General features: G+C 71.5%; 21 protein-coding genes. 8 read left to right on the top strand and 13 right to left on the bottom strand.

Annotated elements, in window-relative coordinates:
* Positions 1 to 25: 25 nt before the first annotated feature.
* From RBH18_RS18285 to RBH18_RS18245, 9 genes are all read right to left on the bottom strand, one after another.
* Complete coding sequence (locus RBH18_RS18285) at positions 26 to 1,360, bottom strand: hypothetical protein (protein WP_306209291.1); 1,335 nt, start codon at positions 1,358 to 1,360, stop codon at positions 26 to 28.
* A 176-nt stretch (positions 1,361 to 1,536) separates the two neighbouring features.
* The gene (locus RBH18_RS18280) at positions 1,537 to 2,067 is read right to left on the bottom strand and encodes a metal-sulfur cluster assembly factor (RefSeq protein ID WP_306209289.1); all 531 of its coding nucleotides are present in this window, start codon (positions 2,065 to 2,067) and stop codon (positions 1,537 to 1,539) included.
* Entirely contained in the window at positions 2,064 to 2,513 is a 450-nt protein-coding gene (sufU, locus tag RBH18_RS18275; protein ID WP_306209366.1) for a Fe-S cluster assembly sulfur transfer protein SufU, read from the bottom strand. Before sufU ends, RBH18_RS18280 begins: the two co-directional genes overlap by 4 nt.
* Positions 2,510 to 3,739 carry a cysteine desulfurase gene (locus RBH18_RS18270; protein WP_306209288.1) on the bottom strand — a complete coding sequence of 410 codons (1,230 nt, stop codon included), beginning with the start codon at positions 3,737 to 3,739 and terminating at the stop codon, positions 2,510 to 2,512. The genes sufU and RBH18_RS18270 overlap by 4 nt, the downstream gene beginning before the upstream one ends.
* 1 nt (position 3,740) lies before the next feature.
* Positions 3,741 to 4,505, bottom strand: coding sequence for a Fe-S cluster assembly ATPase SufC (sufC, locus tag RBH18_RS18265; protein WP_305786458.1), 765 nt, complete (start codon positions 4,503 to 4,505; stop codon positions 3,741 to 3,743).
* On the bottom strand, positions 4,502 to 4,834 hold the full coding sequence (locus RBH18_RS18260; RefSeq protein WP_306209286.1) for a non-heme iron oxygenase ferredoxin subunit: 333 nt from the start codon (positions 4,832 to 4,834) through the stop codon (positions 4,502 to 4,504). The genes sufC and RBH18_RS18260 overlap by 4 nt, the downstream gene beginning before the upstream one ends.
* A gap of 4 nt (positions 4,835 to 4,838) precedes the next feature.
* Complete coding sequence (gene sufD, locus RBH18_RS18255; protein ID WP_306209284.1) at positions 4,839 to 5,972, bottom strand: Fe-S cluster assembly protein SufD; 1,134 nt, start codon at positions 5,970 to 5,972, stop codon at positions 4,839 to 4,841.
* Positions 5,973 to 6,018: 46 nt separating this feature from the next.
* On the bottom strand, positions 6,019 to 7,440 hold the full coding sequence (gene sufB / locus RBH18_RS18250) for a Fe-S cluster assembly protein SufB (protein WP_306209282.1): 1,422 nt from the start codon (positions 7,438 to 7,440) through the stop codon (positions 6,019 to 6,021).
* Positions 7,440 to 8,192, bottom strand: coding sequence for a helix-turn-helix transcriptional regulator (locus tag RBH18_RS18245; RefSeq protein WP_372338935.1), 753 nt, complete (start codon positions 8,190 to 8,192; stop codon positions 7,440 to 7,442). Before RBH18_RS18245 ends, sufB begins: the two co-directional genes overlap by 1 nt.
* 116 nt (positions 8,193 to 8,308) lie before the next feature.
* On the opposite strand from RBH18_RS18245, the gene RBH18_RS18240 reads away from it, so the two are divergent.
* A complete protein-coding gene (locus RBH18_RS18240; RefSeq protein ID WP_306209281.1) occupies positions 8,309 to 9,238 on the top strand; it encodes a COX15/CtaA family protein in 930 nt (309 codons plus the stop codon).
* Positions 9,239 to 9,437: 199 nt separating this feature from the next.
* On the opposite strand, the gene RBH18_RS18235 is transcribed toward RBH18_RS18240, so the two are convergent.
* Together RBH18_RS18235 and RBH18_RS18230 are read right to left on the bottom strand one after the other, a co-directional pair.
* Entirely contained in the window at positions 9,438 to 9,734 is a 297-nt protein-coding gene (locus RBH18_RS18235; protein WP_305786453.1) for a hypothetical protein, read from the bottom strand.
* Positions 9,735 to 10,127: 393 nt separating this feature from the next.
* On the bottom strand, positions 10,128 to 11,084 hold the full coding sequence (locus RBH18_RS18230) for a heme o synthase (protein WP_306209362.1): 957 nt from the start codon (positions 11,082 to 11,084) through the stop codon (positions 10,128 to 10,130).
* 234 nt (positions 11,085 to 11,318) lie between these two features.
* Here RBH18_RS18230 and tkt point away from each other — a divergent pair, with 234 nt between their 5' ends.
* The 6 genes from tkt (at position 11,319) to pgl (ending at position 19,455) form a co-directional block, all read left to right on the top strand.
* A complete protein-coding gene (gene tkt / locus RBH18_RS18225) occupies positions 11,319 to 13,466 on the top strand; it encodes a transketolase (RefSeq protein ID WP_306209279.1) in 2,148 nt (715 codons plus the stop codon).
* Between the two features lie 63 nt (positions 13,467 to 13,529).
* Entirely contained in the window at positions 13,530 to 14,669 is a 1,140-nt protein-coding gene (gene tal, locus RBH18_RS18220; protein ID WP_306209277.1) for a transaldolase, read from the top strand.
* Positions 14,666 to 16,057, top strand: a complete 1,392-nt coding sequence (locus tag RBH18_RS18215) for a glucose-6-phosphate isomerase (protein WP_306209275.1) — start codon at positions 14,666 to 14,668, stop codon at positions 16,055 to 16,057. The genes tal and RBH18_RS18215 overlap by 4 nt, the downstream gene beginning before the upstream one ends.
* Positions 16,058 to 16,107: 50 nt before the next feature.
* On the top strand, positions 16,108 to 17,625 hold the full coding sequence (gene zwf / locus RBH18_RS18210; RefSeq protein WP_372338934.1) for a glucose-6-phosphate dehydrogenase: 1,518 nt from the start codon (positions 16,108 to 16,110) through the stop codon (positions 17,623 to 17,625).
* Positions 17,622 to 18,635 carry a glucose-6-phosphate dehydrogenase assembly protein OpcA gene (locus RBH18_RS18205; RefSeq protein ID WP_306209271.1) on the top strand — a complete coding sequence of 338 codons (1,014 nt, stop codon included), beginning with the start codon at positions 17,622 to 17,624 and terminating at the stop codon, positions 18,633 to 18,635. The genes zwf and RBH18_RS18205 overlap by 4 nt, the downstream gene beginning before the upstream one ends.
* Before the next feature lie 85 nt (positions 18,636 to 18,720).
* On the top strand, positions 18,721 to 19,455 hold the full coding sequence (gene pgl / locus RBH18_RS18200) for a 6-phosphogluconolactonase (RefSeq protein WP_306209270.1): 735 nt from the start codon (positions 18,721 to 18,723) through the stop codon (positions 19,453 to 19,455).
* Positions 19,456 to 19,605: 150 nt separating this feature from the next.
* Here the strand turns inward: pgl and RBH18_RS18195 are convergent, their stop codons facing one another.
* Positions 19,606 to 19,944 carry a hypothetical protein gene (locus tag RBH18_RS18195; protein WP_306209268.1) on the bottom strand — a complete coding sequence of 113 codons (339 nt, stop codon included), beginning with the start codon at positions 19,942 to 19,944 and terminating at the stop codon, positions 19,606 to 19,608.
* A gap of 117 nt (positions 19,945 to 20,061) precedes the next feature.
* Here RBH18_RS18195 and RBH18_RS18190 point away from each other — a divergent pair, with 117 nt between their 5' ends.
* Positions 20,062 to 21,195, top strand: coding sequence for an FAD-dependent monooxygenase (locus tag RBH18_RS18190; RefSeq protein WP_306209266.1), 1,134 nt, complete (start codon positions 20,062 to 20,064; stop codon positions 21,193 to 21,195).
* Positions 21,196 to 21,367: 172 nt separating this feature from the next.
* Here RBH18_RS18190 and RBH18_RS18185 read toward each other — a convergent pair whose 3' ends face one another.
* Complete coding sequence (locus RBH18_RS18185) at positions 21,368 to 21,775, bottom strand: VOC family protein (protein ID WP_306209264.1); 408 nt, start codon at positions 21,773 to 21,775, stop codon at positions 21,368 to 21,370.
* Positions 21,776 to 22,035: the final 260 nt, after the last annotated feature.

Below are 22,035 nucleotides of genomic sequence, written 5' to 3'. Positions count from 1 at the left end.
CCCGACAGAACGCGGTAACCGCAGCTCAGAAGCCCACTTCCGCCGGCTCGGGCGGCAGCGGCGCCTCGGTCGGCTCCGGAACCGGGTCGCCGGGGTCGTCCGGCCCGGCGGTCGGCGGCGCGGTGGGATCGGTGGTCGCCGGCGGCGGCTCCGAGAACGACACGGACGGGGACGGGGTCGGTGCCGTGGTCACGACGGGCGAGGGCGGCGGCACCTCGTCCGGCGGGAGGCTCCGATACTTGCGGGCCTTCTTCGGCGGCTCGGGCAGATTGGCCTCCCCGCCACAGGTGAACGCCTGCTCCCGCCCGCCCATGCGGACGTGCGAGGCGACCAGCTTGCGGGTGCTCTGCTCGGAGCGATAGCCGAGCCCGAACGGGCCGACATCCAGCGGATAGTCCTTGGTCGCCGCCGTGACCTCGTAGGTGGCGCCGACCGTCGTCTCCGCCTTGTTCAGCCGCGACCAGAGCTTGCCGCCCCGCCGCGGGAAGAAGATCTCGTCCGGCGTCAGCGCCTGGAAGGGGTCGGCCAGCACCTTGCTCAGCCGGCCGCTCACGTCGGCGCGGTTCCGCTCCTTGCGCAGGTTCAGCACGCGGCTGGTGTGGTCGAGCCGCTTGCCGTGCTGCACGTCCGCCGAGGCGGTGAGCCGCACCGGACGGCCGCCGGGGTCGAAGAGCAGCTCGTACGCGATCGCGAGCCGGCCGGTCCACGTGGTGGACACGCCCTGGCCCCGGACGCCGAGCCGCTTGAGCAGCCAACTCGGTCCCTTGGTGTGGAGCTGGGCGCCCAGCGAGCGCGCGACGCTGAAGCGGCCGTCGGGGAACACCGTCAGATAGCCCTTGGCCTGGGCGTCGACGGTCAGCTTGGAGGCCAGGTCGCCCTTGAGCGCCTTGGCCTCGCCGGCGCCGCGGAGGCCGAGCACCACGATCATCCGGTTCCAGCGATCGGGTGGCGTCCGCTCGCCGAGGATTTTCTCCGCGTCCCTGCGGCTGGGCCGGTCGTAGGTAAAGCCCAGGCCGGCCGTACCGAGGATGGCAGCCTCGGCCGACGGCGCGAGCGAGCCCACCCACTTGCTCATCGTGCCGGTGAGCTTGACGGCGGCGTTCCGGCCACCTTCCAGCTCGTAGATCAGCGTGGCCGTGTAGGCGCGCTGCTTGGTCCGGGGATCCACGGCGACCGCCGCCGTCCGGGTGGACGTGCCGCCGGCCCGGAACGACAGGCCGTGCGCCGTGTACTTCTCCTCCAGCGAGTCGCTCTGCAGGGTGCAGACGTAGTTGTCCTTCGACGGACCGGGATCGTCATCGGGGCCGCCTTCGCACGACAGGGAACCCGCGGCGATCATCGAGGCAGTGAGCGTGGTCATGGCGCAACGCGTGACAGACATGGCGACCTCCGGCACCGAAACCGCCAGTCTGCGCGCGCCGGGGCCGCCGGGAGGCCGCGTGTCATGAAGGCGACCTGCGGTTACCCCTCAGAGGGACGCGGAGACACGAAAGCCGCCGGAGCCCGAGGGCACCCGGCGGCGTACGCGCAAAAAGGTCAGACGTTGAAGCCGAGCGCCCGCAGCTGCTCGCGGCCGTCGTCGGTGATCTTGTCCGGGCCCCACGGCGGCAGCCACACCCAGTTGATGCGGAAGTCGTTGACGAGGCCGCCGCCCGGGCCGGTGGTCAGCGCCTGGCGGGTCTGGTCCTCGATGACGTCGGTCAGCGGGCAGGCCGCCGAGGTCAGCGTCATGTCGAGCGTCACGACGTTCTCGTCGTCGACGAACGTGTCGTAGACCAGGCCGAGGTCGACCACGTTGATCCCGAGCTCGGGGTCGACGACGTCCTTCATCGCCTCCTCGATATCCGCCAGCGACGCCTTCTTGCCGCCGGCGGCCGGCGCGGCGGCCTCACCACCGGAAGCGGCCGCGGCGGCGGTCTCCGGAACGGCCGCGGCGGCGGCCTCCGGAACGGCCGCGGCGGCGGTCTCGGGGGCGGCGTCGAGGGTCGACACGGGCGACGTCGCGTCGTCCGGCCCGGCCGTGTCGGCAGCGTCCGACGCGATCTCGGTGATGGTCTTGTCGGTCATGCTGAAACCTCCGGGTTGACGCTGACACCCGCCCGCGCGGCAGCGTCCTTGAAAGCCATCCACGGCAGCAGCGCGCACTTCACACGCGCCGGGTACTTCGCCACGCCCGCGAACGCGATGCCGTCGCCGAGCACGTCCTCGTCCGGCTCGATCGTGCCGCGGCTCTGCATCAGCTCGACGAACTTCTCGTGCACGGCCGAGACCTCGTTTGCCGACTTGCCGCGGAGCAGGTCGAACAGCACCGAGGCGGAGGCCTGCGAGATCGAGCACCCCTGCCCGTCGTACGAGATGTCGGACAGATCGGCGGCGACCCGGATCGTGATCTCGTCCCCGCAGGTCGGGTTGACGTGGTGGGCCTCGCCCGCGAACGAGTCCCGCAGCCCGCGCCCGTGCGGGTGCTTGTAGTGGTCCAGGATGATGTCCTGGTAGAGCTGGTCGATCATCAGGCGAACACCTTCCGCACCTGCTCCAGACCGCGCGCCAGGGCGTCGATCTCGTCGGTCGTCGTATAGAGGTAGAACGACGCCCGGGTCATCGCCGGAACGCCGAAGCGGGTGCACACCGGTCGTGCGCAGTGGTGCCCCACGCGAACCTCAACACCGAGATCGTCGAGAATCTGCCCGACGTCGTGCGGATGCACCCCGTCGACCCCGAACGAGACCGTGCCACCGCGCCCCTCGGGGCTCGCCGGCCCGTAGATGCGCACGCCCTCGACGTCCGCCAGAGCCTTCAGCGCGTACGCCGTGATCTCCTGCTCGTGGCGGTGCACGGCGTCCATGCCCACGGCCCGCAGATAGTCGACCGCCGCGCCGAGCCCGATGGCCGCGGTGATCGGCGGGGTGCCGCCCTCGAACCGCGCGGGCGGCGGCGCGAACGTCGTCCCGCCCATGGTGACCGTCTCGATGGTCGACCCGCCGGCCAGGAACGGCGGCATCTTCTCCAGCAGGCCGGCCCTGCCCCAGAGCACGCCGATCCCCGTCGGGCCGAGCATCTTGTGCCCGGTGAAGGCGATGAAGTCCACGCCCAGGGCGGCGACGTCGACCGAGAAGTGCGGCACCGACTGCGAGCAGTCCAGCATCACGAGCGCGCCGACCTCGCGCGCCCGGGCGACGATCCGCGACGGGTCGTTGATCGTGCCCAGGATGTTCGACATGTGGACGACCGAGACCAGCTTGGTGCGCTCGTTGATCAGGTCGTCGATGCCCGACTCGTCCAGCCGGCCCTCGTCGGTGACGCCGAACCAGCGCAGGGTCGCGCCGGTGCGCTCGCAGAGCAGCTGCCACGGGACGAGGTTGGAGTGGTGCTCCATCTCGGAGACCACGATCTCGTCGCCGGGGCCGAGCGCCAGGAACTGACCCGCCGTCCACGCCACGAGGTTGATCGCCTCGGTGGAGTTCTTGGTGAACACCACCTCGTCGGGGTGCGCGGCGCCGATGAAGGCGGCCACCTTGGCGCGCGCACCCTCGTAGGCCTCGGTCGACTCGGTGCCCAGCGTGTGCACCGAGCGCGACACGTTGCCGTTGTGCCGTTCCAGGTGGTCCTGCATCGCCTCGAGCACCTGGCGTGGCTTCTGCGACGTGTTGGCGCTGTCGAGATAGACCAGCGGGTGCCCGTTGATCTCCCGGCTCAGGATCGGGAAGTCGCCGCGGATGCGGACCACGTCGAACGACATGTCAGGCCTTCGCCCCCGCGACGTAGCGCTCGTAGCCCTCGGCCTCCAGCTGCTCGGCGAGCTCGGGGCCACCCTCCTCGACGATCTTGCCGGCGACGAAGACGTGCACGAAGTCGGGCTTGATGTAGCGCAGGATCCGCGTGTAGTGCGTGATCAGCAGCAGGCCGGTGTCGCCGGTGGCGCGGACGCGGTTGACGCCCTCGCTGACGATGCGCAGCGCGTCGATGTCGAGGCCGGAGTCGGTCTCGTCGAGGATCGCCATCTTCGGCTTGAGCAGCTCGAGCTGCATGATCTCGTGGCGCTTCTTCTCGCCGCCGGAGAAGCCCTCGTTGACGTTGCGCTGGGCGAACGACGGGTCCATCTGGATCCGCTCCATCGCGCCGCGCAGCTCGCCGGCCCAGGTGCGCAGCTTGGGCGCCTCGCCGTCGATCGCGGTCTTCGCCGTGCGCAGGAAGTTCGCCACGGACACGCCGGGGACCTCGACCGGGTACTGCATGGCGAGGAACAGGCCGGCGCGGGCCCGCTCGTCGACGGTCATCGCGAGGACGTCCTCGCCGTCGAGCAGCACCGAACCGCCGGTGATCTCGTACTTGGGGTGGCCGGCGATGGAGTACGCCAGGGTGGACTTGCCGGAACCGTTCGGACCCATGATCGCGTGGGTCTCGCCCGACTTCACGGTGAGGTCGACCCCGGCCAGGATCGGCTTCAGCTCGCCCTCGGGCAGCTTGACCGACACCTGCAGGTCGCGGATCTCCAGGGTGCTCACGGGTTTACTCCATTACTCGGCTGGGTCGAAACGTAGATGTCGCCGTCGCGGATCTCGACGGGGTAGGTCGCCACCGGGTCGATGGCGGGCGGGCCGGAGGGCTCCCCGGTACGCAGGTCGAAGCGGGAGCCGTGCAGCCAGCACTCGATCATGCAGCCCTCGACCTCCCCCTCGGAGAGGGCGACCGACGCGTGGCTGCACTCGTCGCGGACGGCGTAGAAGGTGTCGTCGTCGGCGTGCACCACGGCGACCTCGACCCCGTCGATCTCGACCTGGATCGCGGTGCCCTTGGCCACGTCGGCGACGCTGCCGGCGAGCTCGAAGTCCATGGGATCAGACCCCGGTCTTCGCGAGCCGGGCCTCGATGGCGTCGCCGAGGCGCTCACGCAGCTCCTCGACCGGCACCTTGTTGATCAGCTCGGCGAAGAAGCCGCGCACGACCAGCTTGCGGGCCTCGTGCTCCGGGATGCCGCGGGCCATCAGGTAGAACAGCTGCTCCTCGTCGAAGCGGCCGGTCGCGCTCGCGTGCCCGGCGCCGACGATCTCGCCGGTCTCGATCTCGAGGTTGGGCACCGAGTCGGCCCGCGCGCCGTCGGTCAGGACCAGGTTGCGATTGATCTCGTACGTGTCCGTGCCGGTCGCCTCGGCCCGGATGAGCACGTCACCGACCCACACCGTGTGCGCCGACGCCCCCTGCAGCGCCCCGCGGTAACCCACGTAGCTGCGGCAGTCGGGGATCGAGTGGTCGACCAGCTGGCGGTGCTCCTGGTGCTGGCCGGCGTCCGCGAAGTAGAGGCCCCACAGCTCGGCGTCGCCGCCGCGGCCCGCGTATTCGACGCTGGTGAACTGCCGGACCACCGCGCCGCCGAGCGTGACCTGCACGTGCTGGACGCGCGAGTCGCGGCCGACCCGGAACTTGATGTGCTGCGCCTGCACCGACGCGTCGTCCCACTCGGCGAGCGTCACGAAGGTCAGCTGGGCGCTGTCGCCGAGCACGACCTCGATGTTGTCCGCCACCGTCGCCGTGCCGACCTGCTCGAGCACGATCGTGACCTTGGCGAAGTTGCCGACCTTCACGTACGTGCGGGCAGCGGCCGCCTCGCCGCCCTGCCCGACGACCCGGATCACGGCCGGGGTGTCCGACACGGTCTCCGCGGCCACGTCGACCAGGGTCACGGCGGACGCCGAGGAGTACGCCAGGGCGCTGATCCGGTCGAACGGGGTGAGCACGTCCTCGACCTTGCCCGCGTCGACGCTCGTCACCGAGACCCCCGCCGGCAGGTCACCGGGGGCGAACCCGGGCGCCGTGCCGGTCAGGGAGGTGGCCGTGATCAGCGAGCCCAGCTGCTTGATCGGGGTGAAGCGCCACTCCTCCTCCCGGCCGGTGACGGCCGGGAAGTCGGTGACGTCGAAGGAGCGCAGCACCTGCGACTTGGTGCTGGGCGGTGCCATGGCCTCGGTAGTCATCTCGTCCTAATTCTTGGCGTGCTTGACGGTGGTCGAGGAGGCGCGGTCAGCCGACCGCACCCTCCATCTGCAGCTCGATGAGGCGGTTGAGCTCGAGGGCGTACTCCATCGGGAGCTCCTTGGCGATGGGCTCGATGAAGCCGCGCACGATCATCGCCATGGCCTCGTCCTCGGTCAGGCCCCGGCTCATCAGGTAGAAGAGCTGGTCCTCGCTGACCTTGGACACGGTCGCCTCGTGGCCCATGTTGACGTCGTCCTCGCGGATGTCGACGTACGGGTAGGTGTCCGACCGCGAGATCGTGTCGACCAGCAGCGCGTCGCACTTGACCGTGCTGGCGCTGTGGGCCGAGCCCTCCAGCACCTGCACGAGGCCCCGGTACGACGTGCGGCCGCCGCCCCGGGCGATCGACTTGCTGACGATCGTCGAGGAGGTGTGCGGCGCGGCGTGCACCATCTTGGCGCCCGAGTCCTGGTGCTGGCCCTCGCCGGCCATGGCGATGGAGAGCACCTCGCCCTTGGCGTGCTGGCCGGTCATGTAGACCGCCGGGTACTTCATCGTCACCTTGGAGCCGATGTTGCCGTCGATCCACTCCATGGTCGCGCCCTCCTCGCAGGTGGCGCGCTTGGTGACCAGGTTGTAGACGTTGTTCGACCAGTTCTGGATGGTCGTGTAGCGCACCCGGGCGTTCTTCTTCACGACGATCTCGACGACCGCGGAGTGCAGCGAGTCCGACGAGTAGATCGGCGCGGTGCAGCCCTCGACGTAGTGCACGTAGCTGCCCTCGTCGGCGATGATCAGCGTCCGCTCGAACTGGCCCATGTTCTCGGTGTTGATCCGGAAGTAGGCCTGCAGCGGGATGTCGACGTGCACGCCCTTCGGCACGTAGATGAAGGAGCCACCCGACCACACCGACGTGTTCAGCGCGGCGAACTTGTTGTCGCCGACCGGGATGACGGTGCCGAAGTACTCCTTGAAGATGTCCTCGTGCTCCTTCAGGGCCGTGTCGGTGTCGAGGAAGATGACGCCCTGCTCCTCGAGGTCCTCACGGATCTTGTGGTAGACGACCTCCGACTCGTACTGCGCGGCGACGCCGGCCACGAGGCGCTGCTTCTCCGCCTCGGGGATGCCCAGCTTGTCGTAGGTCGCCTTGATGTCGGAGGGCAGGTCCTCCCAGCTGGCGGCCTGCTTCTCGGTGGAGCGCACGAAGTACTTGATGTTCTGGAAGTCGATGCCGGTCAGGTCGGCGCCCCAGTTGGGCATGGGCTTGCGGTCGAACAGCCGCAGGCCCTTGAGGCGGAGGTCGAGCATCCACTGCGGCTCGTTCTTGAGCGCGGAGATGTTGCGGACGACGTCCTCGGACAGGCCGCGCTGCGCGATCGAGCCCGCGGCGTCGGCGTCGGCCCAGCCGTACTCGTACTTGCCAAGAGCGGCGAGGTGCTCTTCCTGAGTGACGATCTGGTCGGTCATTATCCGTCCGTCCTAACCGTGGTTTCCAAAGGGGCGTGCGGTGCCGGGATGTGCGTGGTGCACACCCGGTCGCCGTGCGCGATGGTGGCGAGTCGCTGCACGTGGGTGCCGATGAGCCGCGAGATGACCGCGGTCTCGGCGTCGCACAGCTGCGGGAACTCGGCGGCCACGTGGGCCACCGGGCAGTGGTGCTGGCACAGCTGCCCGCCGGACGCGATCGTGGTCGCGTTGGCAGCGTAGCCCTCGGCGGTGAGCGCCTCGGCGAGCGCCTCCGCCCTGGCCAGCGGGTCGGCCCCGGCCTCGAGCAACGCCGCCCGGCAGCGCTCCTCCAGGGCCGCGACCTGGGCCGTGGCGAAGGCGTCGACGGCACCCGGGCCGCCGTGCTCCGCGATCCACCGCAGGGCCGCGGTGGCGATGCCGTCGTAGAAGTGCGGGAAGCCCTCCCGGGCCGCGGCGGTCAGCACGAACGCCTTGGCGGGCCGGCCCCGGCCGCGCGGGCCGCGCGGGGGCGTCTCGCGCACCTCGACGAGCTGGTCGGCCAGCATCGCGTCGAGGTGCTTGCGGATCGCGGCGGGGCTGAGCCCCAGCTCCGCGCCGAGCTCGGCAGCGGTCGCGCCGCCCCGCTCGAACAGCAGGTGGGCGACCCGGTCGCGGGTGCGCCCGTCGGAGCCCTTGGGCTCGGCGGCGGGTGTGCGGGGACCGGCGACCGGTGCGGCCGCCCGTGTGCTCCCGATCGTCACCCGGTTTTTCACTACGCCAACGTTACGTATTTCATGACGCGGCTGCAAACCGACCCCCCGGTGATCCGGGACACCGGCCTCCGGAGTGCTCAGGAGACGCGCAGGTGACCGGGCGTAGCATCCCCGGGGTGAGCAGGAACACCCTCGTACGCCCCCTGGCCCTCGCGTCCCTGATCGCCAACATCGCGCTGGTCGTCACCGGTGCGGCGGTCCGCCTGACCAGCTCGGGCCTGGGGTGCCCCACGTGGCCCAAGTGCACCGACGAGTCCTACACCACGACCCAGGAGATGGGCGTCCACGGCGTCATCGAGTTCGGCAACCGGCTGCTCGGCATCGTCCTCGGCCTGATCGCGCTGTCGGCCTTCGTCGCCGCCCTGCTGCACAAGCCGCGCCGCCGGTCGCTGGTCGTGCTGGCGCTGCTGGCCGGCCTCGGCATCCCGGGTCAGGGCGTCATCGGCGGCATCACGGTGCTCACCGACCTCAACCCGTGGGTCGTCGGCCTGCACTTCCTGCTCTCCATGGCCCTGATCACCGCCACCTGGGCGCTCTGGCAGCGCACCAAGGAGGGCGACGCCCCGGTCCGGCACCTGGTCGCCCCGCCCCTGCGCCACCTGGCCGCCCTCACCGCCCTGGTCAGCGCCGCGGTCATCGTGGTCGGCGTGATCGTCACGGGCAGCGGCCCGCACGCGGGCGACGCCGACGCCAAGCGCAACGGCCTCGACCCGGCCACCATCTCCCAGGCCCACGCCGACCTGGTGTTCCTGCTGATCGGCCTGTCGGTCGCCCTGTGGTTCGCCCTGCGCGCGGTGGGCGCGCCGGCTCCCGCCGTCCGCGCGGCCGCGCTCTTCGTCGGCATCGAGCTGGCGCAGGGCCTGATCGGCTTCGTGCAGTACTTCACGCACCTGCCGGTGATCCTGGTCGGCTTCCACATGCTCGGCGCCTGCCTGGTCTGGGTCGGCACGCTCAACGTCCTGTGGAAGCTGCGCGACCGCCCGGCCCCGATGTCGGCCACCCCGGCGCCCCAGCAGGCCCCGGCCCCCGAGCCCGCCGCCGTCTGAGCTGTTCGCCGGCCCGAAACCCCCCGGTGAGCGGACACGGGGCCGGCCTGCGGAGCGCGCGGACGCCGCCTCGGCGGACGAGGAGCCCACCCCGGACAAGGAGAAGCGGCCCGGGTGAGGCCGGGCCGCCGCGAAAAAGGGACCGCTCAAGGAGACGGGAAAACCCCGCGAAGGCGGGACCGGACAGCCCCGCGGACGCTCAGCGCGCCATCGTGCGGCGCGACATCGACCGCCACAGGTCGTTGCTCGGCCGCATCTGCTCCATGAGCTCGCGCTCCCACTCGTTCTCCACCTCGACGCCCGCCGTGGCGCACGCCTTGCGGGCCGCGTCGGTGCCCTGCGGCGCGAACTGATCGGTCCACTCGCCGTCCTGACCGACCAAAACGATCCGGGCGCCGCGCTTCCCGACGTATTCGATGACCGCCTTGGCGCCGCCGTGCCCCGCGGCGAAAGACTTGATCTCCGCGGTCAGTGTCGTATCGGAACCTTCTGCCATGAGGGGCAGCGTAGGCACGTATTCGCCGACGGCAAGTACTGTCCGGCCCTTTTTGTGATGCCAATTACCAGCGGGTTTACCGGAAGGCAGCATTGGTTCACCCCGATATGCCCGGTATGGCCGTCGCCCCCGGTTTCCGCCGAAAGGATGACGCTGCGTCACCTTGCCGAGTGCGGTAACGGGCAGTATGTGCGACGACCGGACAATGTCGTCACTGAATGCGACTCCGTCCGCCGCGTCACATTCCACTGTGGTCCCCCGTGGCGAAGATCCGAAACGGACCCCACGGGGCCAGGGGCCCACTTCCCGTATGACGAGACGCACACCGAAACTGTTTCGCGAATGACGAAAAGGCCCGCCGGCGAAGGCCGGCGGGCTCGGACGGGCGGGAGATCAGATCAGCGCGTCGACCGCGACCGCGATGAACAGCACCGTCAGGTACGTGATGGACCAGTGGAACAGCCGCATCGCCTTCAGCGGCTCGCCCCGGCGCGACCGGACGACCAGCCGGACCGCCTCGAGCAGGAAGAGCGCGCCCGCCACGGCCGCCGTGACGCCGTAGATCCAGCCCAGGCCCAGCGGCCAGGCGACCAGCGAGGACACCACCGTGAGGACGGTGAAGAGCAGGATCTCGGTGTTGACCCGGGCGGCCGAGCGCACCACGGGCAGCATCGGGATGCCGGCCCGGGCGTAGTCGTCCTTGTACTTGATGGCGAGCGGGTAGAAGTGCGGCATCTGCCAGAAGAAGACGACCGCGAAGAGCGCCCACGCGATCGGCCCCACGGTGCCGGTGACGGCGGCCCAGGCGATGAGCACCGGCGCCGCGCCGCAGATGCCACCCCAGAAGGTGTTCTGTGACGTGCGCCGCTTGAGCCACATGGTGTAGATCACGTCGTAGTAGACGATCGACGCCGCCGTCAGCGCCGTGGCCAGCCAGTTCGTGAAGGCGGCCATGAGCGCCAGGGACACCACCGTGAGGACGGAGCCGAAGATCAGCACCGCGCGCGGCGTGACGAAGTGGGTCGCCAGCGGCCGGCGCTTGGTGCGCCGCATGATCTTGTCGATGTCGCGGTCGATGTAGCAGTTGAAGGTGCTGGCCGCGCCCGCGGCGAGCGCGCCGCCGACCAGGACGACCGCCATCAGAGCGAGGTCGGGCCACCCGCCGGCCGCGAACATCATCGCGGGGATCGTGGTGACCAGGAGCAGCTCGACGATCTGCGGCTTGGTCAGCGAGACGTACGCCGCGAGAACAGCTCGGGGATCGCGCCGGGCACGGGGGCTCGCCGGGGCCTGCGGCTCCGCCTCCCCCGCCTCCGGCGCCCGCCCCTTGGCGAGTCGCTCGGTGATCATGCTCACGGACAGCCACCTTCCGGCATCGGCGAGGGCCTGGTTCGTCAACCGTTGCCGGCAGACACCGGTCGGCACAGTGGGACAGACTACGCGCAGCCTGAGCAGGCCCTCGACCGGCCCGGCCGGGGTGCGGGGCGGCACAGCAGCATGTCCGCTCTCAGCGTATGGGCCTGCACGTATCCCCCGACGAGGGTTTACGCCGAATGGATAGGGTCAACCCAAAAGGGTTCCGACATGATTGCCCCGAGGAGCACAACCGACGTGGCTGCCAACGAACTGAACTGGTCCGACCTCGACCGCAAGGCGGTCGACACGGTGCGGGTCCTCGCCATGGATGCCGTGGAGAAGGCCGGCAACGGCCACCCCGGCACCGCGATGAGCCTGGCCCCCGCCGCATACCTGCTGTTCAACCGGGTGATGCGGCATGACCCGACCGACCCGCAGTGGTCCGGCCGCGACCGCTTCGTGCTCTCCGCGGGTCACTCCAGCCTCACCCTCTACATCCAGCTCTACCTCAACGGCTTCGGCCTGCAGCTGGACGACCTGGCCTCGCTGCGCCAGTGGGACTCGCTGACCCCCGGTCACCCGGAGTACGGGCACACCCCCGGCGTGGAGATCACCACCGGCCCGCTGGGTCAGGGCATCGGCAACGCGGTCGGCTTCGCCATGGCCGCCCGCCGCGAGCGTGGCCTCTTCGACCCGCAGGCCGAGGGCGAGTCGATCTTCGACCACCAGATCTACGCGATCTGCTCGGACGGCGACATCGAGGAGGGCGTCAGCCACGAGTCGAGCGCCGTCGCCGGCGTGCAGAAGCTCGGCAACCTCACGGTGATCTACGACGACAACGAGATCTCCATCGAGGACGACACCCGGATCGCCAAGAACGAGGACGTCGGCGCGCGCTACGCGGCGTACGGCTGGCACGTCCAGACCGTCGACTGGCGCAAGGGCGACCCGGAGAAGGGCGACTACGCCGAGGACGTCGAGGCGCTCTGGACCGCGATCCAGGAGGCCAAGGCCGTCACCGACAAGCCGTCGTTCATCGTGCTGCGCACGATCATCGGCTACCCGGCCCCCAACAAGCAGAACACCGGTAAGATCCACGGCTCCGCGCTGGGCGCCGACGAGGTCAAGGCCACCAAGGAGATCCTCGGCTTCGACACCGAGAAGACCTTCCAGGTCGACGAGGACGTGCTCGCCCACGTGCGCACGGTCGTCGACCGGGGCCGCGCCGCCCGCGCCGAGTGGGACAAGGCGTTCGAGGCCTGGGCCGCCGCCAACCCCGAGGGCAAGAAGCTGCACGACCGCCTCGCCGCCCACCAGCTGCCCGAGGGCTGGACCGAGGCGCTGCCGGTCTTCGAGGCCGACGCCAAGGGCATCGCGACCCGCGCCGCCTCCGGCAAGGTCCTCGACGCGCTCGCGCCGGTGCTCCCCGAGCTCTGGGGCGGCTCCGCCGACCTCGCGGAGAGCAACAACACCACGATGAAGGGCGAGCCGTCCTTCATCCCGGCCGAGTACGCGACGAAGGCCTTCCCCGGCCACGAGTACGGCCGCACGCTGCACTTCGGCATCCGCGAGCACGGCATGGGCTCGATCCTCAACGGCATCACGGCCCACGGCGCCACCCGGCCGTACGGCGGCACCTTCCTGGTCTTCAGCGACTACATGCGCGGCGCCGTCCGCCTGTCCGCGCTGATGAAGCTCCCGGTCGTCTACGTGTGGACGCACGACTCGATCGGCCTCGGCGAGGACGGCCCGACCCACCAGCCGATCGAGACGCTGACCGCGCTGCGCGCGATCGTCGGCCTCGACGTGGTCCGCCCGGCCGACGCCAACGAGACCGCCTGGGCCTGGCGCGGTGCCCTGGAGCACAACGACCGGCCGACCGCGCTCGCGCTCTCCCGGCAGAACCTCCCCACGATCGACCGCACCAAGTACGCGTCGGCCGAGGGCACCCTCAAGGGCGGTTACGTGCTGTCCGAGGCGCAGGGCGGCGAGCCGAAGGTGATCCTCATCGCCACCGGTTCCGAGGTGCAGATCGCCCTCACCGCGCAGGAGCGCCTCGAGGCCGAGGGCACGCCGACCCGCGTGGTATCGATGCCGTGCCTCGAGTGGTTCTACGAGCAGGACACCGCGTACCAGCAGTCGGTCCTCCCCCGCGGCGTGAAGGCTCGTGTCTCGGTCGAGGCCGGCATCCGGATGAGCTGGGACCGCATCCTCGGTGAGGCCGGCGAGGCCGTCAGCATCGAGCACTACGGTGCCAGCGCGCCTGCGAAGATCCTCTTCGAGCAGTTCGGGTTCACCGCGGACAACGTGGTGGCCAAGGCCAACGCCGCCCTGGCCAAGGTCGGCGAGATCACCGGTCACACGACCGGTAACTGAGTCGCCCAGGCGGCTTCGCCGCACTTCAAGCCCAAGTAACCTCGATAGAGGGAGTAGTTAGAAATGACTGACAGGCTGGCAGAGCTTTCCGCCCAGGGTGTGGCGGTGTGGCTCGACGACCTCTCTCGCGTCCGGCTCCAGACCGGCTCGCTCGCCAAGATGCTCGACGAGCAGCACGTGGCCGGCGTGACCACCAACCCGAGCATCTTCGCGAAGGCGCTCGCGGACGCCACCGCGTACGACGAGCAGCTCAAGGACCTCGCCGCGCAGGACGTCACGGTCGAGGAGGCCATCCGCCTCCTGACCTCGTACGACGTGCGCTGGGCGGCCGACGTCCTCAAGCCGCAGTACGACGCGACCGGCGGCGTCGACGGCCGGGTCTCCATCGAGGTCGACCCGCGCAGCGCGCACCTGACGGCGAAGACCGCCGCCGAGGCCCGCACGCTGTGGTGGCTCGTCAACCGCGAGAACCTCTACATCAAGATCCCGGCCACCGAGGCGGGCCTGCCGGCGATCACCGAGACGCTGGCGCACGGCATCAGCGTCAACGTGACGCTGATCTTCTCGCTCGAGCGCTACAAGGCCGTCATGGACGCGTTCTTCGCGGGCATCGAGCAGGCCAAGGCCAACGGTCACGACCTGTCCAAGATCGGCTCGGTCGCGTCGTTCTTCGTCTCCCGCGTGGACACCGAGATCGACAAGCGGCTCGACAAGATCGGCTCGGACGAGGCCAAGGCGCTCAAGGGCAAGGCCGCCGTCGCGAACGCGCAGCTCGCCTACCAGGCGTACGAGGAGAAGTTCTCCTCCGACCGCTGGAAGGCCCTCGAGGCCGCGGGCGCCAAGCCGCAGCGGCCGCTGTGGGCGTCCACGGGGACCAAGAACCCCGACTACAAGGACACCATCTACGTCGAGGAGCTCATCGCCCCCGGCACGGTCAACACCATGCCGGAGTCGGTCATCAAGGCGTACGAGGACCACGGCGACACCCGCGGCGACACGGTGACCGGGTCCTACGCCACCGCGCAGAAGGTCATGGACGACGTGGCCGCGGCCGGTGTCGACCTGACCGACGTGTTCAAGGTGCTCGAGGACGAGGGCGTCGAGAAGTTCGAGGCCAGCTGGGCCGAGCTGCTCGAGGACGTGCGCAAGTCCCTCGAGGCGGCCAAGCAGGGCGCCGGCAACCCGAGCGACGCCGCGAAGTGACCACCGACCTGCTCGCGGCCGTGGAGGCCGCCGCCGGGCTCGCCGTCTTCGGTGCGCCCGCGGCGGCTTCCCGCCGCGAGCCGGTCGTGGCACGTCTCGCCGGGCTGGGCACCGAGCCGGTCCGGCACGCCCTGACGCGCGGCCGCGAGCTGCTCCCCCAGCTCGCGGAGCTGCACGACGAGCTCGGTGATCTCGACCACGTGGTCCTGACGGGCCCGGGACGCGCCGCCGAGGCGGTCGCCCGGACGCTCGGGCTGGACCTGACCGTCCTCGACGGGCCCGACCCGGCCCGGGTCTGCGGGCTGCTGGAGGACGAGGAGTTGCTGCGCCGCACCGTCACGGTGCTGGGCGCCGGCTCCGAGGACCTGCGGCGGGTGCTGCTCGCCGGCTACCTGGAGATCGGCCTGACCGAGGCCGAGGCCGCCCGGCACTTCGTCGCCACGAGCGGGCCGGAGCCCCTGCTGACCGGCGCCGAGGGGCTGGCCGCGGTCGTCGCCGTCTCGCTCGCGGGCGCCGACGTGACCGACCTGCTCGACCAGGCCGATCGCGTCGTGCCGTCGCTCGAGGCGGAGACGGACAATCCCGCGCTGTCGCTGGGGCTAGCCCTCGCCGGCGCGGACGCGGTGGCGCTCGTCAACGACGGCACCGGGCTCGAGGGCCTCGCCGAGTGGATCGCGCCCCGGCTCACCGCCGCCGGCCTCGTGCCGGTCGCCGCGGAGGGCCCGGACAGCCCCGGGGCGCGGGGCGAGGACGTCACCACCATCGCGTACGGGGGCAGCCTCGCCGCCGGGACCATGCCGGGCGGCCGGGGCACGGCGCCCGACATCGCCGTCAACGGGCCGCTGGGCGCGCAGTTCGTGGTGTGGCACCGGGCCGCCGAGATCGCCGCCCGGCTGCGCGGCGCCCGTCCGCACGACCCCGCCGGGGACGCCGGCGACGACGTGACACTCGCATGCACCGACGGCGGTATAGAGATCTTCACCACTGCGAAGGTGCGGGACACCGCGGGCGCGCTGCGCGAGCTGACGGCCGGCGTCCATGATCATCTGTCCGTCGTGGTGCTGCTCGACCCCGCGTCGGAGGCCGAGCTGGCCGGGCTGCGCCCGCTGCTGGCCGCCGCCGCCGGGCGTCCGGTCACCCTGGACACCGCCCCGGAAACGGCCGCTGACCTGCGCAACGGCTCGTTCCTGCAGGTCACCGGGGCGGACGCCGCGGACGTGGCGGTGCCCGGGACGGCGTACACGCTGGGTGAGCTGCGGGCCGCCCGGGCCGCCGCCGCCCGCCGGGCCGTGACCCGGCACGGACGTCCGCTGCTGCGGCTGCACCTCGCCGATCGCGCCGACGGGGTCGCCCGTCTGCTCGCGGCTGCCCGGATGTTGCGGGCCTGACCCTTCGCTGTAACCCTTCGGGACGACAAAAAGCTGGCAGGATGGGACACGTGGGTAATCCGCTGCGCACAGCACAGGACCGACGGCTGCCCAGGATCCCGGAGCCGTGTGCTCTGGTGATCTTCGGCGTCACCGGTGACCTGTCGCGAAAGAAACTGATTCCGGCCGTGTACGACCTCGCGAACCGGGGTCTGCTGCCACCGGGCTTCGTGGTCCTCGGCTTCGCCCGGGCCGACTGGGGCGACGGCGACTTCGAGGCGCTGGCCTACGCGGCGGCCAAGAAGGGTGCCCGCACGCCCTGGCGCGAGGACGTCTGGCAGCGTCTCGCCAGCCAGTTCCACTTCGTGCCCGGCTCGTTCGACGACGACGCCGCGTTCGACACGCTGGCCGAGACCCTCGACGACCTGCGCGAGCGCAACGGCATCACCGGCAACGCCGCGTTCTACTTCTCGATCCCGCCGGTCGCCTTCCCGATGGTGCTCAACCAGCTCAACCGCACCGGCATGGCGGACAACGCCAAGTCCGGCGGCTGGCGCCGGGTCGTCGTGGAGAAGCCCTTCGGCAACGACCTGCAGAGCGCCGTCGAGCTCAACCAGCTGGTCGACGAGGTGTTCAACCCGGCGGACGTCTTCCGCATCGACCACTACCTCGGCAAGGAGACGGTCCAGAACATCCTGGCCCTGCGCTTCGCGAACAGCCTGTTCGAGCCGGTGTGGAACTCCAAGTACGTCGACTCGGTGCAGATCACCATGGCCGAGGACGTCGGCATCGGCACCCGGGCGGCGTTCTACGACGCGTCCGGCGCGGCCCGCGACGTCCTGCAGAACCACCTGCTCCAGCTGCTGGCCCTGGTCAGCATGGAGGAGCCCACCAGCTTCGACCCGCACGACATCCGCGCCGAGCGGCTCAAGGTGCTCAAGGCCATCGCCCTGCCCAAGGACATCGCCGAGGGCACCGTGCGCGGGCAGTATCTTCCCGGCTGGGTGGCCGGCGAGCGCGCCGTGGGCTATCTGGAGGAGAAGGGCATCCCCGAGGACTCCACCACGGAGACCTACGTGGCGGTGCGCCTCGGCATCCAGAACAGGCGCTGGGCGGGCGTGCCGTTCTACGTGCGCGTGGGCAAGCGCCTGCCGCGGCGCGTGACCGAGATCGCGATCCTCTTCAAGCGCGCGCCGCACCTGCCGTTCGACCCGGCCGACGTGGAGATGCTGGGCAACAACCAGCTGGTCATCCGGGTCCAGCCGGACGAGGGCGTGGTGCTGAAGTTCGGGTCCAAGGTGCCGGGCTCCACCATGGAGATCCGCGACATCGCGATGGACTTCCAGTACGGCGAGGCGTTCACCGAGTCCAGCCCCGAGGCGTACGAGCGGCTGATCCTCGACGTGCTCATCGGCGACCGGACGCTGTTCCCGGACGCCGCCGAGATCGAGCAGAGCTGGGCGGTCATCGACCCGATGGAGGCGGCGTGGGCGGGCACCAAGCCCGAGCCGTACCGGTCGGGTGAGTGGGGTCCGCGTGCGGCGGACGAGATGCTGGCCCGCGAGGGCCGTGCTTGGAGGCGGGCATGATCGGTCTGTGGGACACGACCGGCAACGAGGTCGTCAAGGCCCTCGCTGCCGAACGGCGCAGCGCCGGCGGTGTGGCCTCCGGCCTCGCCCTGACGCTGGTCGCGGTCGTCGAGGAGAAGCAGGTCCGCGAGGCCGAGGCCGCCGCGACCATCGCCGCGTCGGCGCACCCGTGCCGGCTGCTCATCGTGGTCCGCTCCGACCTGGAGGGCCGCAGCCGCCTCGACGCCGAGATCGTCGTGGGCGGCCGGCTGGGCCCCGCCGAGGCCGTCGTCATGCGCATGTACGGCCGCCTGGCCCTGCACGCCGAGTCGGTCGTCATGCCGCTGCTCGCCCCGGACGTCCCGGTGGTCACCTGGTGGCACAGCTCGCCGCCGGACATGATCGCCAACGACTTCCTCGGCGTGGTCGCCGACCGGCGCATCACCGACAGCAAGCTCGCGGCCGACCCGGTGGCGGCGCTCAAGCAGCGCGCCGTCGACTACGCCCCCGGCGACACCGACCTGACCTGGACCCGCATCACCCTGTGGCGCACCCTGGTCGCGGGCGCGTTCGACTCCACCGAGGAGCGGGTCACCGGCGCCACCGTGGTGGCGCCGCGCACCGACCCGACCGCCGCCCTGATGGTCGGCTGGCTCAAGTCGCGCCTGGGCATCGATCCGGTCTGGGAGCACACCGACCGCGCGCCGCGCATGCACTCGGTGCAGCTGGAGTGCGCCAACGGCGACTGCGTGACGGTCACCCGCGAGGAGGGCACGGCGCTGTTCTCGCGGACGGGCCAGGAGCCCCGCTACATGCCGCTCCCCAAGCGCCCGGTCGGCGACGAGCTGGCCGAGGAGCTGCGCCGCCTCGACCCGGACCAGATCTACGGCGAGGCGCTCGGCGCGATGGCCGGCATCAAGGACCTGGACCGCAAGCCGCCCGCGCGGGTGCACGTCTGGAAGGACCCGGCGCTGGCCCGCCAGGCCGGCGGCGAGGGCGCCATGGCCGGTCCGGGCGGCTCGGCGGCCTGATCAGGCCCGGATTAAGATCGACGGGGCCGTTCCGCCTGCCCGGGCGGGCGGCCCTGTTGCCATTTCGCGGAAGACGAGGGGTCCCATGAGCGAGACCGTTGTGGTGGTGGTTCCCGACGCCGACGTGCTGGCGTCGTCCGTGGCGGCCCGCCTGGTCACCACGATCATCGACGCGCAGGCGGTGCGGGGTCACGCCCACGTGGTGCTGACCGGCGGCCGCGTCGCGGCGAAGGTGCTGCGCGCCGTCCGGGAGCTGCCCGCCTCGGCCGCCATCGACTGGGCCCGGGTGGACCTGTGGTGGGGCGACGAGCGCTTCCTGCCCGCCGGCGACCCGGACCGCAACGAGACCCAGGCCCGCGAGGCCCTGCTCGACGCGCTCCCGCTCGACCCGGCCCGGGTGCACGCGATGCCGCCCTCCGACGGCCCGGACGGCGACGACGCCCCCGCCGCCGCGGCCCGGTACGCTTCGGCGCTCGCCGCGGCCGCCGACGGGGGCGCGGTGCCGGCCTTCGACGTGCTCATGCTCGGCGTGGGCGAGGACGGCCACGTCGCGTCGCTCTTCCCGGAGCACCCCGACGCCACGGGCACCGGCACGGCGATCGCCGTCCACAACAGCCCGAAGCCGCCGCCCACCCGCATCTCGCTCACGCTGGAGGCCATCCGCTCGGCGACCGAGGTGTGGCTGGTCGCGGCGGGCCCGGACAAGGCCGTGTCGGTCGCCGCGGCCCTGGGCGGCGACCAGGCCCTGCCCGCCGCCCGCGTCGCCGGCACGTCCCGCACCCTCTGGCTGCTCGACACCGCGGCCGCCAGCAAGCGCTGACAGCACCGCGATCGCCGGCAAACGCTGACAGCACCACGGCCGCCGGCAAACGCTGACAGCACCGCGATCGCCGCTGGCGCTGACAGCAGCGCGATCGCCGGCAGGACGGCGCAGCGCCGGTCACCCGCGCGGTGGCCGGCGCTGCGCGTCTCAGTAGCACCGGTTGGCGGCCACCAGGCGCACCCCCGTCACCGTCCCGTAGCCGGCGTGCTGCACGCTCGCCTCCCGATTGCCGAGCATGCAGCTGGTCACGCCGGTGGAGTAGTTGAAGTAGACAGCCCCCGGCGTGCGATTCCAGGCGTACGTGACGTCGGACCGGGACAGCTGCTGGAAGTAGTCGGTCAGCTCGGAGTACTGGCTCACCCGGCCACTGGTGCCGTACAGGCAGAGGACGTTGACCCGGCACCCGCCCGGCGCGGCACTCGCGGGGGCGGCAACGCCCAGCCCCGCGGCCACGACAGCAGCAGCCAGTACACGCGACACGACCATGATTTCTCCCCCATGTCCGGACACCAGCGGAGATGTCATCAAACAACGCGGGCGGGCACCGTGTCAGTCACCCGTGCGGGGTGGTGACGACCGGCGCCGGCGGTCCACACTGGACCGGTGGGACGAGCCGGGGAGCGTGGTGTCGTGGGGCGGTCGGTGCTCATCGTCGGGGGCGGGATCGCGGGGCTCACGCACGCGGTGGCCGCGCGGCGGGCGGGGCACGAGGTCGAGGTCGTGGAGGTGCGGCCGGACTGGGCGGTGGCCGGCTGGGGGCTCAGCCTCACCGGCCCGGCGGTGCGGGCGCTGCGGGCGGTGGAACTCGCCGACGAGTGCACGGCGGCCGGCTGCCCGATCTTCCGGACGCTGCACTGCGACGCCGCCGGCACCGTGCGCGCCACGATGGATCTGCCCAGCGTGCTCGGTCCCGGGCAGCCGGCCGAGGTGGGCATGGGCCGGCCCGCGTTGCACAGGATCCTGCGGGAGCGGGCGGAGGCGCTGGGCACGGTGCTGCGCACGGGCCTGGCGGTGGACGAGCTCGACCCCCGCACCGGCACCGTACGCCTCAGCGACGGCACCACCCGCACCCCGGACTACGTGGCCGGCGCCGACGGGGTCCGGTCGCGCACCCGCGAGCAGCTCGGCCTGCCCGGCAAGCCCTGGTACACGGGCCAGATGGTGTGGCGCGCCCTCGTCGACCGGCCGGAGTGGGCGAGCGCGATCCACACGTACGCCGGGCCGACCTTCACCACCGGGCTGATCCCCATCTCCGCCGCCAAGGCCTACGTCTTCCTGACGCAGAGCCTCGCCCAGCCGACGGAGCTGCCGGCCGCGGAGCTCGCGGACGGCATGCGGGCCCTGCTGGCCCCCTTCACCGGCCCGTTCGCCGCCGTGCGGGACACGATCAAAGACCCGGCCCAGGTGGTACGCCGCCCCGTGCACGCCCTTCTCGTCGACGGACCGTGGCACGCGGGCCGCGGCGTCCTGCTCGGTGACGCCGCCCACTCCCCGTCGCCGCAGCTCGTGTCGGGTGCCGCCCTGGCGATCGAGGACGCGGTCGTGCTGGCCGAGGAGGTCACCCGGCACGAGGATCTGGCCGTGGCCTTCGCCGCCTACGACGAGCGCCGCCACGAGCGGGCCCGCCGGCTGGTCGAGACGTCCGTGGCGATCGGCCGCTGCGAGGTCGCCGGCCGCCACGACGAGGTCCACGCCCTGCGGCGCGCCGGCCACGCCGGCATGGCGGCCCCGATTTGAACCCCGGCCACGCCGGCACGGCAGCCCCGACCTGAGCCCCGGCCACGCGGCACGGCAGCCCCGACCACGCGGCACGGCCACGCGGCACGGCAGCCCCGACCACGCGGCACGGCCACGCGGCACGGCAGCCCCGACCTGAGCCCCGGCCTCGCCGGCAGGGCGGCCGGGACGGTCAGGCGCGCGCGGAGATCTGCTGCACGGCCCAGCTGTTCCCGTCGGGGTCGTCGAAGAACACGAAGCCGACGTTGTCCAGCGGATGCGGCATCGGCTTCGGGTTCTCCCCCAGCACCTGCACGTCGCTGACCTCGACCCCGCGCTCGACCAGCTCGGCGTGCGCCTTGGTGATGTCCGGGACGACGAGCTGCAGGCCTTTGATCGAGCCTGGCGGCATGGCGGGCACCGCGCCCTTGCCGATGACGACCGAGCAGCCGGAACCGGGCGGGGTCAGCTGCACGATGCGGACGTCGTCGCCGAACGCGGTGTCATGGTCGACGTGGAAGCCGAGCTTTCCGGCGTAGAACTCCTTGGCCCGATCGATGTCGGCGACGGGCACCACCACTACCTCGAGTGTCCAGTTCACCGGGCCATCCTGTCACCGGGGCGACGGCGACGGGGTCTCTCCCGGGTCGTTTCCCCCGGGCGCGGGTGAGGGCGGTACCGGATCATCGGTGCCGGTCGTGACCGCCTTCGTCCCGGCGGGCCCGTCCGGCGTCGCGCCGGGAGCATCGGTGCCGGGGCCGGCCCTCCCGCTCTTCGGCTGCGGGCTGACCTGCGGGGCGTGGCTCGGGCTCGGGGACGCCGGCACCGACGGCGACGGGACCGGACCGGCGGGTGGCTGCG

Source organism: Actinoplanes oryzae, from assembly GCF_030757795.1.
Classification (GTDB): domain Bacteria; phylum Actinomycetota; class Actinomycetes; order Mycobacteriales; family Micromonosporaceae; genus Actinoplanes.
This window is presented reverse-complemented; position numbering and strand designations above follow the sequence as displayed.

Bases quoted from the DNA above. Each gene is read 5' to 3' on its own strand.
- RBH18_RS18285 (WP_306209291.1), bottom strand. From the start codon at position 1,360: ATGACCACGCTCACTGCCTCGATGATCGCCGCGGGTTCCCTGTCGTGC.
- RBH18_RS18280 (WP_306209289.1), bottom strand. From the start codon at position 2,067: ATGACCGACAAGACCATCACCGAGATCGCGTCGGACGCTGCCGACACG.
- RBH18_RS18270 (WP_306209288.1), bottom strand. From the start codon at position 3,739: ATGTCGTTCGACGTGGTCCGCATCCGCGGCGACTTCCCGATCCTGAGC.
- RBH18_RS18260 (WP_306209286.1), bottom strand. From the start codon at position 4,834: ATGGACTTCGAGCTCGCCGGCAGCGTCGCCGACGTGGCCAAGGGCACC.
- sufD (WP_306209284.1), bottom strand. From the start codon at position 5,972: ATGACTACCGAGGCCATGGCACCGCCCAGCACCAAGTCGCAGGTGCTG.
- sufB (WP_306209282.1), bottom strand. From the start codon at position 7,440: ATGACCGACCAGATCGTCACTCAGGAAGAGCACCTCGCCGCTCTTGGC.
- RBH18_RS18235 (WP_305786453.1), bottom strand. From the start codon at position 9,734: ATGGCAGAAGGTTCCGATACGACACTGACCGCGGAGATCAAGTCTTTC.
- RBH18_RS18230 (WP_306209362.1), bottom strand. From the start codon at position 11,084: ATGATCACCGAGCGACTCGCCAAGGGGCGGGCGCCGGAGGCGGGGGAG.
- tkt (WP_306209279.1), top strand. From the start codon at position 11,319: ATGATTGCCCCGAGGAGCACAACCGACGTGGCTGCCAACGAACTGAAC.
- tal (WP_306209277.1), top strand. From the start codon at position 13,530: ATGACTGACAGGCTGGCAGAGCTTTCCGCCCAGGGTGTGGCGGTGTGG.
- RBH18_RS18205 (WP_306209271.1), top strand. From the start codon at position 17,622: ATGATCGGTCTGTGGGACACGACCGGCAACGAGGTCGTCAAGGCCCTC.
- pgl (WP_306209270.1), top strand. From the start codon at position 18,721: ATGAGCGAGACCGTTGTGGTGGTGGTTCCCGACGCCGACGTGCTGGCG.
- RBH18_RS18195 (WP_306209268.1), bottom strand. From the start codon at position 19,944: ATGGTCGTGTCGCGTGTACTGGCTGCTGCTGTCGTGGCCGCGGGGCTG.